The organism is Nostoc sp. (assembly GCF_036917375.1).
In the GTDB taxonomy this organism is placed as follows: domain Bacteria; phylum Cyanobacteriota; class Cyanobacteriia; order Cyanobacteriales; family Nostocaceae; genus Nostoc.
On the sequence record NZ_JBALDN010000029.1, the window covers coordinates 34,349 to 50,925 of the forward strand.

13 protein-coding genes and 2 pseudogenes are annotated in these 16,577 nt (G+C 40.6%); 7 read left to right on the forward strand and 8 right to left on the reverse strand.

The window, feature by feature from the left end; translation table 11 throughout:
* Positions 1-30 precede the first annotated feature (30 nt).
* The 3 genes from V7K45_RS07875 to V7K45_RS07885 all read right to left on the reverse strand — a co-directional run bounded on the left by V7K45_RS07875 (position 31) and on the right by V7K45_RS07885 (position 4,948).
* On the reverse strand, positions 31-2,967 hold the full coding sequence (locus V7K45_RS07875) for a response regulator (protein ID WP_335002063.1): 2,937 nt from the start codon (positions 2,965-2,967) through the stop codon (positions 31-33).
* A gap of 42 nt (positions 2,968-3,009) precedes the next feature.
* On the reverse strand, positions 3,010-4,410 hold the full coding sequence (locus tag V7K45_RS07880; protein ID WP_335002065.1) for a hypothetical protein: 1,401 nt from the start codon (positions 4,408-4,410) through the stop codon (positions 3,010-3,012).
* 352 nt (positions 4,411-4,762) lie between these two features.
* On the reverse strand, positions 4,763-4,948 hold the full coding sequence (locus tag V7K45_RS07885) for a hypothetical protein (RefSeq protein WP_335002067.1): 186 nt from the start codon (positions 4,946-4,948) through the stop codon (positions 4,763-4,765).
* Positions 4,949-5,629: 681 nt separating this feature from the next.
* Between V7K45_RS07885 and V7K45_RS07890 the strand changes: the two are divergent.
* Positions 5,630-5,896: pseudogene (locus tag V7K45_RS07890) on the forward strand (ISH3 family transposase); the annotation flags it as partial.
* A gap of 175 nt (positions 5,897-6,071) precedes the next feature.
* On the opposite strand, the pseudogene V7K45_RS07895 reads toward V7K45_RS07890, so the two are convergent.
* The 5 genes and pseudogenes from V7K45_RS07895 to V7K45_RS07915 all read right to left on the reverse strand — a co-directional run.
* Positions 6,072-6,282: pseudogene (locus V7K45_RS07895) on the reverse strand (ISAzo13-like element ISMae28 family transposase); the annotation flags it as partial.
* Positions 6,283-6,780: 498 nt separating this feature from the next.
* Complete coding sequence (locus V7K45_RS07900; RefSeq protein WP_335002072.1) at positions 6,781-8,397, reverse strand: ATP-binding protein; 1,617 nt, start codon at positions 8,395-8,397, stop codon at positions 6,781-6,783.
* Positions 8,398-8,467: 70 nt separating this feature from the next.
* Positions 8,468-9,073, reverse strand: a complete 606-nt coding sequence (locus V7K45_RS07905) for a chemotaxis protein CheX (protein ID WP_335002074.1) — start codon at positions 9,071-9,073, stop codon at positions 8,468-8,470.
* A gap of 6 nt (positions 9,074-9,079) precedes the next feature.
* Positions 9,080-9,445 carry a response regulator gene (locus V7K45_RS07910; protein ID WP_179070312.1) on the reverse strand — a complete coding sequence of 122 codons (366 nt, stop codon included), beginning with the start codon at positions 9,443-9,445 and terminating at the stop codon, positions 9,080-9,082.
* A gap of 183 nt (positions 9,446-9,628) precedes the next feature.
* Positions 9,629-9,901, reverse strand: coding sequence for an IS1 family transposase (locus V7K45_RS07915; protein ID WP_190937236.1), 273 nt, complete (start codon positions 9,899-9,901; stop codon positions 9,629-9,631).
* A gap of 148 nt (positions 9,902-10,049) precedes the next feature.
* On the opposite strand from V7K45_RS07915, the gene V7K45_RS07920 reads away from it, so the two are divergent.
* The 6 genes from V7K45_RS07920 (at position 10,050) to V7K45_RS07945 (ending at position 16,483) form a co-directional block, all read left to right on the forward strand.
* Positions 10,050-12,236 (forward strand): chemotaxis protein CheA, encoded by a 2,187-nt coding sequence (locus tag V7K45_RS07920; protein WP_335002078.1) that lies wholly within the window; start codon positions 10,050-10,052, stop codon positions 12,234-12,236.
* Positions 12,229-12,699 (forward strand): chemotaxis protein CheW, encoded by a 471-nt coding sequence (locus tag V7K45_RS07925; RefSeq protein WP_335002081.1) that lies wholly within the window; start codon positions 12,229-12,231, stop codon positions 12,697-12,699. Before V7K45_RS07920 ends, V7K45_RS07925 begins: the two co-directional genes overlap by 8 nt.
* 17 nt (positions 12,700-12,716) lie before the next feature.
* The gene (locus V7K45_RS07930) at positions 12,717-14,018 is read left to right on the forward strand and encodes a methyl-accepting chemotaxis protein (RefSeq protein WP_335002083.1); all 1,302 of its coding nucleotides are present in this window, start codon (positions 12,717-12,719) and stop codon (positions 14,016-14,018) included.
* A gap of 247 nt (positions 14,019-14,265) precedes the next feature.
* Complete coding sequence (locus tag V7K45_RS07935) at positions 14,266-15,339, forward strand: protein-glutamate methylesterase/protein-glutamine glutaminase (protein WP_335002085.1); 1,074 nt, start codon at positions 14,266-14,268, stop codon at positions 15,337-15,339.
* A complete protein-coding gene (locus V7K45_RS07940; RefSeq protein ID WP_335002087.1) occupies positions 15,339-16,175 on the forward strand; it encodes a CheR family methyltransferase in 837 nt (278 codons plus the stop codon). Before V7K45_RS07935 ends, V7K45_RS07940 begins: the two co-directional genes overlap by 1 nt.
* 17 nt (positions 16,176-16,192) lie before the next feature.
* Positions 16,193-16,483, forward strand: coding sequence for a hypothetical protein (locus V7K45_RS07945; protein WP_335002089.1), 291 nt, complete (start codon positions 16,193-16,195; stop codon positions 16,481-16,483).
* The last annotated feature ends 94 nt before the right edge of the window (positions 16,484-16,577 follow it).

Below are 16,577 nucleotides of genomic sequence, written 5' to 3' on the forward strand. Positions count from 1 at the left end.
TAATTTTTGACCAATCCCCAGTCGCAGCGATTACTGTTCAGACAGCATAATAAAAAATACATTTTCCAACTCCTTCTCAAAGCGTAGGGTTTTCACCATGTCGGCTTCTTGAGAGAAAATAGAATCGATGATAATCATGTCAGGTTTGGCTGACCGAGCTTTATTGATGCATTCTTGGGGATCGGAGGCTGCAATCACGCTGTATCCCTGAGTTTGTAGTACATCCGATATGGTTTTTAAGGTTGAGGCATTTTTGTCCACAACCAATACCTTTTTACTGGAAGTACCTTGGGAAAGCAATGAGCCAATTTCGTTGAGGAGTTTCTCTGTGTCAATGGGCTTGGTGAGATAGCGATCAATGCCAATATGGTAGCCTCGTTCTTTGTTTTCAATAATTGACAGAATAATGATCGGAATGTCTGCGGTCTGAGGATCATTTTTGAGGACAGCTGCCACGTCGAAGCCGTTGATTTGGGGCATCATCACGTCCAGCAGAATCAGGTCGGGACGGGCTATTTTTATTTGATGAATAGCATCCACGCCGTCTTTCGCTTCCCGAACATTATAGCCTTCGGTTTCTAGTTGTTGACGAAGCAATTCCCGAATGTTGATATCATCATCTACTACCAGAATTGTTTTGCTGTTTTGATTCAGCACAGGGTTGGTGGTAATGACGTGTTCTTTAAGTTGTTTGACTAGCGCATCCAGATTCAGACTGGTACTGGTTTTGCGATCGCTAGCAGAGGTGGGAATGAGGAACGAGAATATGCTACCCTTGCCTGGTTCACTCTCCACCCAGATTCTACCACCGTGATGATCGACGATTTGTTTACAGATGGGCAGTCCTAGCCCTGTGCCTTTGGGTTTGTCGGTGAGGGTGTCGCCAACTTGGCGAAATTTCTCAAATACTTTTGGCTGGTCTTCAGGTGTAATACCAACGCCTGTGTCAATGACGCTGATGCAAACACCTTCGTTCTCTTGTTTAATGCAGCAGATGACAGAACCGGATTCGGTAAACTTAACGGCATTAGAAATCAGGTTAATCAGGACTTGTAGCAGACGATTGCGATCGCCTACTATCTGAGGCAGTCCAGGTTCAATCTCGCTCACCAATTGCAAGCCATTGGTTTCAAATAACCCAGCGGTGGAATTGGTTGCCCAATCTAGTAATTCGCTGGGATCGAAGGGTTGCATCTGCCATTCCACCTTACCTGCTTCCATCTTGGCGATATCTAAGACATCGTTAATCAAAGATGTAAGCCGTTCTGCTTCTAACACAATAATGTTGAGATTGTCACCCACCCGCTTAATCGTTTTCTGAAGTTTACGGTCTTCGGTAGGAAGTATTGGAAAAACATCAGTTTCCAGCTTTTCTTTAATGATCGACGCAAAACCGAGGACAGAAGTTAGTGGCGTCCGCAACTCGTGGGAAACCGTAGAGATGAAATCGGTTTTCATCTGATCGATCTCTTTCTCAGCTGTCACATCCCGAATCAGGATCACTGAGCCTAGCCACTTCCTCGCCTCATCCTTAGACGCTTCTTTAAAAATGGTAGTTGCTAGAGCTTGACCAACCCGACCTGCTGCTAGATCGACCTCAGCTGTGAAGATTTCTCGTGACTGCTTGTGGGTCTGCTTTACCAAATCAGCAATTTCAACTTGAGAAATTTCTTGATAGTCTTTTCCTTTAAGATCAATGTCGCCAAGCTGGAACATTTTGAGTAGCGCCGGGTTAAAGCGGGTGATCTGGCCAATGGTGTTGGTTACTAGTAACCCATCTGCTAGATTGTCAATAATCGCAGTCAGGTCAGCGAATGTTGCTTGCAGTTCTGTGTCTGTTTGTTGCCGTCCTAAGCGGGATAGGACTAATAGCCAGGAACCCACCCCAATCAACCCAGTCAGAACAACATAAAACAGCACGAGTCGCTTAAAAGAACTTTGCGATCGCGCATTTAAGGTCGCAGGGGGAACATGAGTCAAAATTTTCCAACGGTAAGACTTGGCATCCACCTTCTCTTGACTGGAATCAAAGGCGCGGGTCGCCCCCGTACTGGATTGAGCTTTTTGAACTTCCAGTAGAGGATACAGGGTTTTAAAGGTGAATAATCCTTCAGCCGTTTGGAACTGCCCCGACTCCGTTGTGGCTATCTGCTGCCAAACTTTCGGAAAGGCTTTTGCGAAGGTTTGGTTTTTGCGGTCTTCGTACATAAAGCCCCACTCATTCTCTGGCTTTGATCCCTTAAGCCAATAACCATCAGCATTGAGTAGCAGCATTTCGCCTAAAGTTGTCGAGTTTTCTTTTTGCAGATTCTGGATAAATTTCTCACCTAGATAGTTAAGCACAACGATGCCGCGTTTTTGCCCCTGAGAATCAAATACAGGAGTGCCAAAACGGATCATTGGTTTGAGCGGTTGTTCAATTTTGCCCCGCTCAATATTTAGATCCAGTGGCGAAACAAAGACCTCACCTGATTTGAGGGGTAAGGTATCCTTAAACCAGTAACGCTTTGCTTGGACTTGCAGTTTTTCGTCAGGGACAACGCTGGGCTGACCTTTATTAAAGTTGACTCTGACAATTTCTTTACCAGTTGTGTCAAGAAAGCGAATCTGGTCATAGAGTTGCTTCTGCTGAGACATGGAAAAATACTCTTTAGCGATCGCCTGCCTTAACTCCAGTGTTTCAGTTGTACTCCCAGGTCGGTTGAGCATCGACTGTAGTTCGTTTTGGGTAGCCAAAAACATCAAGTCTGACTTAATTAAATTGAAATCATTAGCAGCTATTTTGGCTTGCAGTTCAACGTTACGGCTTTCGTTGATCGAAATTGCGCCCCGTTCAGTTTTACTCTCTGCCTGATGAATGATGATCAGCACGCCCCCGACCAGGACAGACAGTGGTAAGAAAGCGATCAGGAATTGCTTGAGAATTCCTTGGTGAGCAGTTTTAAGTAATTTAGGGTTTTTTAGCATAAGAGAGTGGTGAGTGCTGAGTAATCAGTGGTAGCGCGGCGTTTATTTCAAATAGATTAAGAGATGAGCAATTAAAGTATTTCTTTCATAAGACAGTAAATAAAGATGCAAAAGATTTGGATTATCCATATCAAGATGCATTACTGAACCATCAACTGCTAAGTGGTGATGATCTATCCATCTATCTTTTGAATCTAGTAAAAAACTGAAGTAGGGGCTTTCGTCTGGATGAGATTTTGTTAATTCTTCGTAACTTTGATAAAAAGGAGGTATCCCAATTCCCATCGGCATATATAAGCCTTTAGGATATTCTTCCACAGGCAATTTAGGAAGATTTTTTATGTCGATACCACTGATGAATAATTTATTTTTTTCTCCATTCTTTGTATCTCCTAAAATTAATTCTATCTCTTGCAAATTTTGCTGAGTACCGATAGGTTTAATGGTTCTCAAAATAGCTTTTTCAAATTTACCGATTCTCCAGTATTCATTTTTCCAAGGTTTATTGGTATCGTAAAACCCTGGTGCTCTAAAAGTTGCAAATTCAATTTTATTTTCATTGCGATAAAAATCTCTCCAGCTAGTTAAATTAGTTGCTAGTGTAGTCCTAATTTTTCTACTTTGTTCCCCTGCCAAAATAATTTTTTCATCAATTGGAAAGTTGCTAATGATTTCTTTTTCATCGATCACTTTCCTAAGCAAATTAGTATTTATTACTGTGCTACTCGGATCTTGCCAGTGTTCTAATCTCCACCAATAGTCCCAATAAGAAATTTTATTGATATTCTCAAATACATTTTTATAATGCCCTAATGGCAAGGTAAACCAATTTTGATAATAAAGGGATTTATTACCATCTTCTTTAGTAAAAAGCAAAATTTCCCAAAATCCAGCATTTAAGCAATTGTTAGCCAAAGCAATCTCTACAAGATTTTGCGTTTCAAAACCATCGCCTCCGATAATTTCTATATTTTCAGAATTTGCCGGAAAGCTAACTTGTTGTCGGTTCCACTCCCGATCTGTAAAGGCAATTATTTCTAAACCTTTATCTTTTTTCACCCATTCTGGTGCTTTAGGCACTAATAGCTTTAAATCAACATTTTTTATAATTATCTTTGCTGTTTTTTTATTTGTCGGTTCGAGTATAAAATCGAAGTGAGTTTCATCTTTCTTGATAATTGTTAATTTCCGTTGGGAATATCTTTGAAAATTTTTGCCTAATGGGGCAGGATTTGCTGGATACTCGGCATTAGATAATTCTTGGATTTTAACCGTCATCTGATTATCAAAATCATATCTGGATTTAAACCAGAAAGTAGTAATTCCAAGCAAACCAAGCAATAAGATGAGAGTACCGAAGAAAGCTTTCTTCTTTGTAACTCTTAAATTAAATTTGTTTACAAAAATACTTTTATTTTTTTGTCCTAGCGAATTACTATTCATTTTTCTCATTGTTCTAAACACATCCATAAAAAAGAAATTGGATAGACCAGATCAGTTGCTCCCCATCTTTCTGAATCATCAGTTGAGAGATCCTGACCGGAACCAGATGCCCCTCTTTGGGGATTAAGTCTTTCTCATAGGGACTGTAGCGACCAGTTTTTTCTAGGTTCTTTAGCGTAGTAAACATGGTTGAGGTTTCTTTTAATAGCGTATTTGGGTAAGATTAGAACAACAGAACCAAGACAAGAAAGTGGCGTAAAGCCTTAATGAAATTGGGTGGCGTTGGAACATCTGGTAAATTAAGTTATGAAGTAGAGATGGCAACTCCTTTTTGTTGAGCATTTTTCTGAGGCTAACTGCGAACATGAAACACCTCATAAGTAGCGAGTTGTAAATTGGCTGAATTCAAGCCAACCAGGTTATTAATTTTATCTGCTACCTCTGGGGCTAAGTTTCCACAGACAGGCATGTTCTTAGTTTTTACCAGTTGCGATCGCATGGCCTCTCGTGTAGAAAAGCAGCCTAAACTGTATTGCAACCCTCTGCCTCCTGCTTACTTCACCGTGGCTATCCATACCCCTTCCCTGCGGGACACTCCGCGAACGGATAAGGAAGCTACGCCCAGCATCTCCAAAAAAGAGAGAAATTGTCATAAAAATCTAGGGATATAATAATTTACTAATTAATAAGACTAGCTTTCCCAAAAAGATGGGCTATCTAACAACAAAGTTGAGCATTAGCAAATATATTTAAATTCCGTACCAGAGGCATCTTTGCGTCTACAGAAATCGCTTACTTTTTGATGAGTTATAGAACCCATTTGATATCTTTTTTCTAGGTAGTGGTTAGTCTTTTGAGCATCAATCTGATAAAACAAAGCTTGAGCTTGGCATTGGCACAAACGAGTGTCCGGTCAAAATTTTTAACTAAACTCTTACATCGCTCCACCCAAGCGTTTGACTTCTCAATTACCCATCTAGCAGCAATAGGCACAATCCAGATTTCTCATTAGCTTCTTTTTCGGCTAACGATTGCTTGGCTGAAAGTTCTAATTGGATGAAAGCTCATGATTTGAGGATAAATCTGCTAACGCTTGGGTAAGTTTCTCAGGATGATAGCCGTGATCTATGAGGATTGTAATCTTCGGTAGCTCAATTGGTTTGGATTTAAAATGAATATTTTTGAAATTTTAATTCGGGCAGCTACCCAAAAGGATAGTATTGAAAGCAGCTACCGAATGAAAAATCAGTGCCGGATAAAAACTACTATTAAAAATCCCACTATTCGGCTTCTATTTGTAGCTTTAGCTTTTTTAATTATTAATATATGGATTTATCTAGTATGGCATTATCTGAGCCGATTAAAAAGAAGCACTAGACAAGTTTTTTCTCATCTATTTACCCTCAAACAGATGCTTGAATTTTTACGCCAAGCAGTAGACCGCAACTATGGGCTAGCCTGCGAAATTTACTTGCCATCTGGCTAATTTTGGTTGATTTTTAGGGCTTTTTTATAAGCTAATCTTATCATTTATCTCAGCCTATCAGCACTTCTACATTTTCAAAAAAACGGTATCGTAGACTACTGTTTTTTAGCGATCGCAGAACTTTTCGGTCTACTGAGAGTTTTTATTTCAGGAAATCGCCATCTTTGATGCCTTGGTAATTATCCACACAAGTGATACCACTATTTAATTCCTTAATTCCTTTACCAATAGTTACGCGATTCCATCCTAACTCTCGCTCGGAAGCGAGACTGTCCTCCTTGTCCTAATGCCGCAACTGTTTGTGCGATGAATTTACGTTTGGCTGCTCCTGTTAATTGTTGTGCCGTTTCCTTCAACAACTTTACGAGTGAATCCGTTAATTGTATAGACACCTCTAGATACCCAAAAATTGAATCATTCTTGAATTTACTACAAAACGGGGAAGGGAGATGCTGCCGCAGGCAGCATCTCCCTTCCCCTTGGAATGATTATTATTATTGTATACTGTATATTTTAATTTCTGGAAGTCCCTTAAACTTGGATAACTTACTAAACCTGAGTTCGGGTTAAGACAGAAGCTAAAAAGCGTATTTTGTAAGGGTTGAGCATAACTCTAAGTGATATAAGAAACCTTTAAAGTGCAATCATTTTGTCAACAAGACTTATAAATAAGACTAATATCAACAATATGCTTTATTGAGAAGATATTAAAACAGAGCTTCAGACCGAACAATGAGAAATCAAGGGTTTTGAGGATTTATTATCCCGAACTCAGGTTACTAACGTTGCGTAGCTTGCCGCCGAAGGGATAGCTTGCTGCCGTAAGGATCACTAGCTGTTTACGTATCTTAACAATATATGCAGAAAACCTTTTGATTAAGCAGTTAGTCCTCAACAAGTGCTGCAATTGCAGCTACTAATTTTGAGGGGTCGGCTGGTTTAGTGATATGAAGTTGAAATCCAGCGGTTAAAACCTGTTTTTGTGTAGTTTCTGCGGCGTAAGCAGTTAGAGCGATAGCGGGAATCTGTCCACCTTGATTAGCAGGCATTGCTCGTAATTTTTTGATTAAAGCGTAGCCATCAACTTCTGGCATACCCAAATCGCTCAACAGTAGGTCTGGTTTTGACTGTGCAATTAGAGCGAGTGCTTCGTTGGCGGATGCTGCGCTCATCACGATTGCTCCGTTTTCTTCCAATAGGAAGGCAAGAAACTCACGGGTATCAGCATCATCATCCACAATTAACAAGCGTACCCCTTCTAGTGGAGCATGGAGTATACAGAATGGATGGGAATCGTCAGAGATATTCTGATCTTCAATTTTGAATTCTAGACTCTGTTGAAGCATTGGTAGGCAAACTGTAAATGTCGCGCCTTGTCCATCACCAGGGCTTTGTGCCCAAACTCTACCACCATGCAACTCGACAAGTTGGCGCACAATCGCCAAACCAAGTCCTAATCCGCCATAACTTCGGCTTGTACTACTATCTGCCTGACGGAAATACTCGAATACGTGTGGCAGAAAATCAGGATTAATACCTTTACCCGTATCAATGATTCTGAGTTGTATCTGAGAATCAATCTGTTCTAAGTAGACTTCGACTTTTCCACCGGCTGGTGTGAATTTAATGGCGTTAGAGAGTAAATTCCAAACAACTTGTTGAAGACGACTACCATCACCTTTAACTTGTCCAATTTTTATATCTAGATCAAGATTAATTTGAATAGACTTTGCTTCTGCTGCCAAATGCACTGTCTCTAAGGCAGCTTCAATAATAAAAGCAAGATCAACAGTTTCTAAATTAAGTGCTAGCTTGCCTCGAAGAATGCGGGAGATATCCAACAGGTCTTCAATCAACTGAGCCTGGAGTACAGCATTGCGTTCGATTGTCTCAAGGGCACGCACAGTAGTAGCTTCGTTTAATGAGCGGTTTTTCAGTAGCTTTGCCCAACCCAAAATTGGATTAAGAGGGGAACGAAGTTCATGAGAAACAATTGCCAAAAATTCATCTTTGATGCGGTTTGCTACTTCAGCAGCTTCTTGGGCTTTCTGGCGTTCTTCCGCTACTGCTAGTGCTTGATCTCGTAAGTTTTTATATTCCTGAACTCGAAAAGTTAAATCTGTGAAATCCTCAATTGAGAAAAGGGCATAAAACCTATTTTCGTCCATTGTAGATACAGCAGTTACAGTTGTCTGCTGAATACGATATTTATTTTGAGATAGCGGTATAGGAATAACATATTTATGCAATTGAGAAGAAAAGATTGCAGGAGGACCGCCTTGAAAAATTTGCTCTAAGCGACTACTATAACGAGACTGATTTAAATGAGGAAAATATTCAAGAATTGAATTTCCTAAAATTTTACTTCGGGAAATTTTTGTCCATTCCTCCAAGCAGCAGTTCCAGAATAAAACAATGTAATCTGACTGTAGAACAAAAGCTCCTAAAGGAATTTTATCTAAAAGGCTAAATTGTTCATGAGCTTTTTCTATGATATTCATTGTTTCATCGTCAGGATTTGAGTAGAAGATTTAAATATTTTTATCTAGCTAGGTTAGGAAGTTTTATAGATTACATGACTGCAATTTCATCATCAATTGCATTTATGAGCGCATCAAATGTACCTACGTGAAAGATTAAAATAATATCCCCAACAATTTCTAACTGTTCAATTATGAATCGAGCTTGTGCTAGCAAGATTTTGGAATCGTTTTCATAAGTAGATAATAATAAGTTTTCAATTGTATCTTCTAAGTAAACAGGTAATGTATAGTTCACATGCTGCTTTAGCACATTACTAAGCGAACCCATTACCCCGTTGATGACAATGTTACCAATTTCGCTCAGAGTGCCAATTTTCACCGCATCTAGATCGGCAGAACCTGGCTCTTCACCTGTAAGCACTGCAACGAGTGATGATGCACTGTCAGTAGGAAAAATCAAGCCAGCAGCACCAGAAAAAGAACCTGTAAAGCCTAGTCTTACAGATGCCAAGCTGTCATCATGGAATCGTGTTGCTAATTCCTGATAGGCTTCAGCAGCAGTTAATACTTTCACAAATGGAATTTTCAGACCAATGTGAGAGTCTACCATCTCATTCAGTAGACTTGCGGCTCGACCAATTCCAATATTAATCAACTCTTGAAGTGCATCCAGTTGTTCTGCTGTTATATTCATCAAAACTTATTCCTTAGTATTAAGAACTTGCTGGACTGCCTTTCGCAATTCATTTTCTTTTGGTGGTTTATTAATAAAGTTAATAGCCCCAAGGCTATAACTTTGATTGCGTGCCCCTTCTTGGATATCGGCTGAGATGATAATTGTGGGAATTTTTAATTCTTCATCTTGTAAAGCTTGCAGAAATTCAAACCCATTCATGTCTGGCATGAGTAAATCCGCTAATACACAATTTGGTTTGCGCTGGTGAACTAATTCTAATCCTTCACGCCCATTAGTTGCTTCTATAATTTCGTAACCATCAACTTGCAAATACTTTCGGATCATTCTGCGAGAAAAGGCTGCATCATCAATAATCAAAACCAATGTCATTATCTCTGCCCTTTTGTGTTTTAGCTCAAGAATTGTTGATTGATATCTTGATATCAGTTAAATAAATATTAATCAAATAATCTTTATACCATAAAAAAATATTTAAATTTAGTTGCTTAAGTTAAAAAGATTTAAAATTCATCTGCTGAAAGGTTAATGGTATAAGGTGTAACTAAACTTTAGTTAAGTATTTGCAATTTCATCTAAGTCAAGCTTGGCTTTACGAAGCCAATGCAAAATTGTCGTGTGGTGAATATCTGTCGCCCGCTCGATTTCTCGCAGACTCATGCCTTTAAGATGCATCTTGAGACACAATTGCTTGACATCGTTTGAGTAGCACCAAGCTTGGTAAGATTCGAGGAACTGACGACCACATTGTTTACATTTGTAACATTGTCTGCCTTTGCGAAAACCATTCTTGAAAGTTTGAGTTGAATAGCAACAAGGACATTGCATATTTATTACTTTACCATTAAAATAACATTATCTTTTCAGCATGAAACATCTAAACATTATTTGAAAGCCGTATATTGCTGAAATTTTCAATTAAACTAACATTAAATTACCATGAACACAAAGGGTCTAATTTTTCACAGAAAAGGTAATGGAGCTAACTGAAATTAACGATGATATAGAAGCATTCCTAATTGAGAGCTATGAAAATCTGAATCAAATTGAACAAGATATTATTTGTCTCGATAAAGTATCAGAACAAGGAGAAGCTGTAGTTCGCATTTATCGATCGCTCCACACAATTAAAGGAAACTGCGGCTTTTTACCGTTTCCCAAATTGGAATCACTTGCTCATACTGGAGAAAATTTGCTCTCGTCTTTACGCGATCGCCAGCTAGCAATTACCCCCAAGATTATCAATACTTTACTGCAAATACTTGACGGCATTCGGCAGATTCTGTCCCAAATTGAAGCAACCAGACATGAGGGCGATCGCGATTATTCAGCACTGATTACGACTTTAACTCAATTGCAGTTCACTGAGCAGGCGACGATCGCATCTGCTGTTAATCCGCAAGGGTTACAGACAAATATTGATACTACGTATTTCCTTCACGAATTCCCGGAAATCTCAACCTTGACAGCATCAGAATCTTCTCAGATCCGAGTTAATGTTAACCTGCTAGATCAGGTAATGAACCTAGTGGGTGAACTCGTTTTAACCCGTAATCAGGTGATTGGATTTAGTAACAAGTTTAAGGATAGTAGCTTTACTGCTACTTGCCAACACCTTAGTCTTCTGACATCCCAGTTGCAGGAAGAGATCGTGAAAACTCGGCTGCAATCAATTAGTACTATTTGGCAAAAGTTTCCTCGCGTAACGCGCGATTTGGCGATCGCTTCTGGTAAACAAGTTAAGGTTGACATGGAGGGAATAGATACTGAGCTGGATAAAAGCATTATTGAAGCGATTAAAGACCCCTTGACTCACTTAGTACGCAACTGTATAGATCATGGCATTGAGTTACCAGCAGAGCGGACTGCTTGTGGAAAGTCATCTGTCGGGCGGCTATTTTTAAGAGCTTTTCATGAAAGTGGCAAAGTCAATATTGAAATTGGCGATGATGGTCGTGGTCTGGATTTAGAAAAACTCAAAAGGCGAGGGCAGCAACTTGGTTTAGTGAGTGCCGTAGAAGCCGCATCTATGAGTGAGTCGGAAGCGATAAACTTAATTTTCTTACCCGGCTTCTCTTCTTCAGAACAGGTGACAAACCTTTCTGGGCGTGGAGTTGGGATGGATATTGTCAAGAGTAATATTGATAAAATTAATGGCACGATTGAAATTCATAGCCAGAAAGGACAAGGAACGACATTCAAAATTAAGATTCCCCTGACCTTGGCGATTATTCCCGCATTAATTGTCACCAGTGGCAGCGATCGCTATGCTATTCCCCAAGCAAGTATCCAAGAGCTAGTACGCCTAGAAGCACAGGCAGTTAATCAGATTGAGATGTTTTACGATGTACCTGTGTATCGCTTGCGAGACACTCTTGTACCATTAGTTTATTTAAATCAAGTATTACAAATACCCAATAGTGTTTCCAAATTGGAAATGTTCAGTCTAGTAATTGTGCAAGTTGATAACTATCAATTCGGATTAGTTGTGGACACAATTGAAGACATCCAAGACATTATGGTTAAACCTTTAGGGAAACAGTTAAAGGCGCAATCTTTATTTGCCGGAGCAACTATTCTAGGGGATGGCACAGTTACATTAATTATTGATGTTGTTGGTCTGGCGAACCGTTCTGGTATAACTGCAAAACAAAAGCAGCAGTTATTGATTGAAAACGCCATAAAAGATCAAGATCAAGTTATCGCTCGTCAAACAATATTATTGTTTGAGGGGCCCGAAGGCGCTCGTATGGGCATTCCATTGACTATTGCCTTTCGGCTTGAAGAAATTCTTTGCTCTGCGGTAGAGAAAGTAGGTAATCAGGATGTCGTACAATCCTACGGGAAAATTTTGCCGTTAATTGACCTGAACAAAGTGTTTTTCCGTAGTTATGAAAATGACCTCCACGATCGGACTAAGGCAACTGTGGCAGAGACTCTCCAGATAGTGATTGTCTCACCCTCCTCAGAACTCAGTGTTGGGCTAGTGGTTGAGCGGATTCTTGACATTGTAGAAGAACCACTGACAATTACAGGTGTCTCTAGTAGACCAGGTGTGCTTTTGTGCGCTGTATTTCAGGGTCAAATTACAGAAATCCTTGACATTGAGGCTGTAATTCGCATTGCTAACCCTCATTTGCTGCAATTGATTACTAATGGCTGAACAACAAATTTGTACATTTTTTCTCAAAGGAGTTTATTTTGGTATTAACGTGCTGCACGTTCAAGAAGTGATTCGCCCACAAGCAATAACTCGTATACCTTTAGCCCCACCAGATATCTGTGGTTTAATTAATTTACGTGGACAAATTATTACTGTAATCGATTTGCAACGCCGATTAGAGATGAGCGAACAACAGACACAATCAAATATAAAACTTGTAGATGAGTCACAGGGATTTAATATTATTGTAAGTTTTGAAGATGAAGTAGTCAGTCTGCTCGTCGATAATGTTGGTGATGTCTTAGAGTTTCCACAGAACACGTTTCAACTTCCACCTACAACCTTAAAAGGTAAAATGCGTTGGATGCTAGCAGGAGCTTACCCTCTCTTAGATGAATTTCTGCTAGTTTTAGATGCCGAAAAAATTCTAAATGTTAATTTGATAAATCACGTTACCGAGTAATTGAGGAGCGCCTTGCAATGACTACGAATCGGGCTGCAAAAACAGCCAACTCTAAATCTTCCTCAGAGGATAGTGTAGCTTCGGCGACTGATAATGGTGTCAAAAAAGAGCAACTGCAAGCGTTACTTTTAGCACTTAAATCTGTAAAAAATGGTGATTTTAGCGTCCGTTTACCTGTTGAGGATAATGAACTAAGTGAAATTGTCTTGGTTTTTAATGAAGTGGTAAGTTTAAACCAAAACTTTGCCCAAGAAGTTTCTCGCTTGACAACTGAAATTGGTACAGAAGGGAAGCTCGGATCTCAAGCCGTTGTCAAAGGAGCAGACGGGAGTTGGCAAGGATTGCTTGATAACTTTAACCAAATGTCTACAAATTTAAAAGAGCAGATCAAAAGTATTAATGAAGTAACCCTTGTCGTTGCCCAAGGAAATTTAGCCAAACAAATTGAGGAAAGCAATGCTGGAGATTTTAAGCAACTCACAGATAATGCCAATCAAATGATTAGTAGCTTGAGGTCTTCAATCAGACAGATGGCAGAGGTGGCAACGGCAGTTGCCTCTTCATCAGAAGAATTGACCGCAGTTAGCACAGAAATGACTCAAAACGCCGAACAAACTTCTGAACAGGCAACCTCTGCATCTAGCTCCGCCGAACAGGTGAGCCAAAATAGCAGTACAATTTTGACTGCGGTAGAGCAGATGAATGCCAGCATTCAAGAAATTGCTAAGACCGTCATGGAAGGGGCAAAAGTCACGACTCAAGCAGTTAAAACTGCTGACCGCACCAATGAAACAATTAATAAGCTTGGTCAAAGCAGCATTGAAATTGGCAAAGTAATTAAAGTTATTACTGCGATCGCTGGGCAAACAAACTTACTGGCGCTCAATGCTACAATTGAGGCCGCAAGAGCCGGAGATGCCGGCAGAGGATTTGCTGTAGTCGCAAACGAGGTGAAAGAATTATCCAAACAAACAGCAAATGCAACTGAAGATATTAGTCAGCGCATTGAAGCAATTCAGACAGATACAAAAGCTGCGGTTCAAGCCATTACTCAAATTACTGATATTATCAATCAAATCAACGACTTTCAAAGCACGATCGCTAGTGCTATTGAAGAGCAAACAGCAACGACAAATGAAATTAGCCGCAATATTGCTGAAGCAGCCAGAGGAACATCTGATATCGCCAGAAATATCGCAGTTGTCGCATTGAATACTCAAAGTACAACGATTGGCACGAATAATACATTACAGGCAGCCACAGAATTATCGCGCATGGCAGTAGATTTGCAGAAAGTCGTCAGCCAGTTCATATATTAACGTAACCTGAGTTCGATGAACCTCTCCCTCCCAACCTCCCTTTCCGTTTCGGAGAGGGAGGAGCAACAAAAAATTAAGCTTTTTGCTCCCCTCTCCGTGTCGGAGAGGGGCTGGGGGAGAGGTCAAATAAGACTTGTCAAACTCACGCTATATTTAGTTTTTTCACTGTCCCCAGTCCCCAGCGATGTACTGAGCTTGCCGTTGGCGCAGACTCTCGCAGAGAAGTGTCCCCAATCCCCAATCCCCAATGCCCAAAATCCGAATACTAATTGTTGATGACGCGGTAGTAGTTCGGAGTCGAATTAGTAAAATTTTGTCCATCGATCCAGAACTAGAAGTGGTAGGAGTCGCTGCTAACGGTCGTATCGCCCTTGCCAAAATTCCCCAGGTTAATCCTGATATTGTGATCCTGGATATTGAAATGCCAGAAATGGATGGTTTACAAACTCTCTCCGCGATTCGACAAATCTATCCCCACCTACCAGTGATTATGTTCAGCACCTCTACACGGACTGGAGCGATCGCAACACTCGAAGCTCTCTCTTTAGGGGCTTCAGATTATGCCACAAAACCTAGTAACTTAGGAAGTGTAGAGGCGATAAATCAATATATTCAAGCGGATTTGATTCCCAAAATTAAAGTATTTGGTGCAATAACTACTACATTGACAACACCAAGCACGGTTGCTCATCCAGTTGTTTTTCCCCTTTACACCAATCCCAAGCGGGTTGACGTTGTAGCAATTGGGGTTTCTACTGGAGGGCCTAATGCCCTAACTGTCTTGCTTAGAGAGCTTCCAGCCGATTTATCAGTTCCCATTTTGATTGTGCAACACATGCCCCCCATGTTTACGAAACTATTAGCTGAACGATTATCTTCTAAATGCCAAATCCCAGTGAACGAAGCGGTTCCCGGAGTGGTATTAGAACCTGGACAAGCTTGGATTGCACCGGGAGATTTTCATTTGGTTGTGCAACGCGACAAAGGTGTAGTTCGACTTGCTACTCATCAAGCACCGAGCGAAAATTCCTGTCGTCCTTCAGTAGATGTTCTGTTTCGCTCGGTAGCAGAAGTTTATGGTGCCGGGGCGATCGCAGTCATCCTTACAGGTATGGGCCAAGATGGATTACATGGCTGTAAGTGCATCCGCGAGGCGGGTGGACAAGTGCTAGCACAAGACAAAGCTAGTAGCGTAGTGTGGGGGATGCCTAGTTTTGTGGTTAATGCTGGACTTGCCGATCAAATTGTCACCCTTGACCAGATGGCAAGTGAAATTATGCGGCGAATTCGTTACAATCAAATTCCTATTTTAGGTCTGTAATGGAACAGACTAAGAGTGTAAGCACCAATGATTTTGAGTATCTTCGTCAATTAGTTCGCGATCATTCAGCAGTTGTGTTGTCTGCTGAGAAAAGCTATCTAGCGGAGTTACATTTACAACCAATTGCAGAATCAGCAGGATTCGCTTTCATTGCTGAACTGGTGAAATATTTACGCACTCAACCCTTTAACAATCTTCACATCCAGACAATCGAGGCGTTAGTCACTAATGAAACCTCATTCTTTCGAGATCATTACCCTTTTGAAGCACTGAGACAATACATACTACCAGAGCTAATCAAAAAACGAGCCATTGAGCGATCGCTAAACATTTGGTGTGCTGCTTGCTCTAATGGACAAGAACCCTACAGCATCGCTATGCTAATTCGTGAACATTTTCCCTTACTTACCAATTGGTCTATAAGGCTAATTGCTAGTGATTTTTCCACTAAGGTATTAGCGCGCGCCCAAAAAGGGCATTATAACCAACTTGAAATTAACCGCGGACTATCTGAAAATCTCCGTGACAAGTACTTTCATCGGCTAGATAGTGACTGGCAAATAAAGTCTGAAATTCGCCAGATGGCAGAGTTTCGTCAGATCAACCTGATGCAATCTTGGTCATCCCTTCCCGAAATCGACGTGATATTTTTACGCAATGTTTTAATCTACTACGATCTAGAGACCAAGAAAGCCTTGCTAAGAAAGGTAAAACAGCAATTAAGAACAGATGGCTACCTGTTTCTCGGTAGTGCTGAGACGACTATCAACCTGGATGGCTCATTCAAGCAGGTTTCATTTCACAAGGGTATCTGCTATCAATTGCACAATGCTTAACAGATTTAGTTAACCATGTGGGCGAATTCAGCTGTACTGTCAAAACCTGGGATGGGGAGTACGCCGTTGGGTTGCAGCACCTGAAGTCCTTCAACTATCTGCCCCAGGAGTGTCAGCAGATGCAGGTGATTTGCGATCGCATCAGTCGGGTGTATTCAGACTCGCTGGAGGAGACAGTCAAAAGTCTGTTGCAGTTATTGGGGAAGGTGAATCGCCCTTATTTAACGGCTGTCGAAGAAAAATTGTTGGGTTTGATTGAGCGAGAATACAGGCTTATACATCAATCTCCACAAACTCATAGACAATAATACCCCTCTTCTGTCACTTTCCGGGTATTCTGAATAAAAGAATAAAAAAATAAAACCCTGAAAGGTAAGTAGGTCAATGGATGTAGAATTACAA

Excerpts from the sequence above, each read along its gene's own strand:
- V7K45_RS07875 (WP_335002063.1), bottom strand. The coding sequence starts at position 2,967 with ATGCTAAAAAACCCTAAATTACTTAAAACTGCTCACCAAGGAATTCTC.
- V7K45_RS07880 (WP_335002065.1), bottom strand. The coding sequence starts at position 4,410 with ATGAATAGTAATTCGCTAGGACAAAAAAATAAAAGTATTTTTGTAAAC.
- V7K45_RS07900 (WP_335002072.1), bottom strand. The coding sequence starts at position 8,397 with ATGAATATCATAGAAAAAGCTCATGAACAATTTAGCCTTTTAGATAAA.
- V7K45_RS07905 (WP_335002074.1), bottom strand. The coding sequence starts at position 9,073 with ATGAATATAACAGCAGAACAACTGGATGCACTTCAAGAGTTGATTAAT.
- V7K45_RS07910 (WP_179070312.1), bottom strand. The coding sequence starts at position 9,445 with ATGACATTGGTTTTGATTATTGATGATGCAGCCTTTTCTCGCAGAATG.
- V7K45_RS07915 (WP_190937236.1), bottom strand. The coding sequence starts at position 9,901 with ATGCAATGTCCTTGTTGCTATTCAACTCAAACTTTCAAGAATGGTTTT.
- V7K45_RS07920 (WP_335002078.1), top strand. The coding sequence starts at position 10,050 with ATGGAGCTAACTGAAATTAACGATGATATAGAAGCATTCCTAATTGAG.
- V7K45_RS07925 (WP_335002081.1), top strand. The coding sequence starts at position 12,229 with ATGGCTGAACAACAAATTTGTACATTTTTTCTCAAAGGAGTTTATTTT.
- V7K45_RS07930 (WP_335002083.1), top strand. The coding sequence starts at position 12,717 with ATGACTACGAATCGGGCTGCAAAAACAGCCAACTCTAAATCTTCCTCA.
- V7K45_RS07935 (WP_335002085.1), top strand. The coding sequence starts at position 14,266 with ATGCCCAAAATCCGAATACTAATTGTTGATGACGCGGTAGTAGTTCGG.
- V7K45_RS07940 (WP_335002087.1), top strand. The coding sequence starts at position 15,339 with ATGGAACAGACTAAGAGTGTAAGCACCAATGATTTTGAGTATCTTCGT.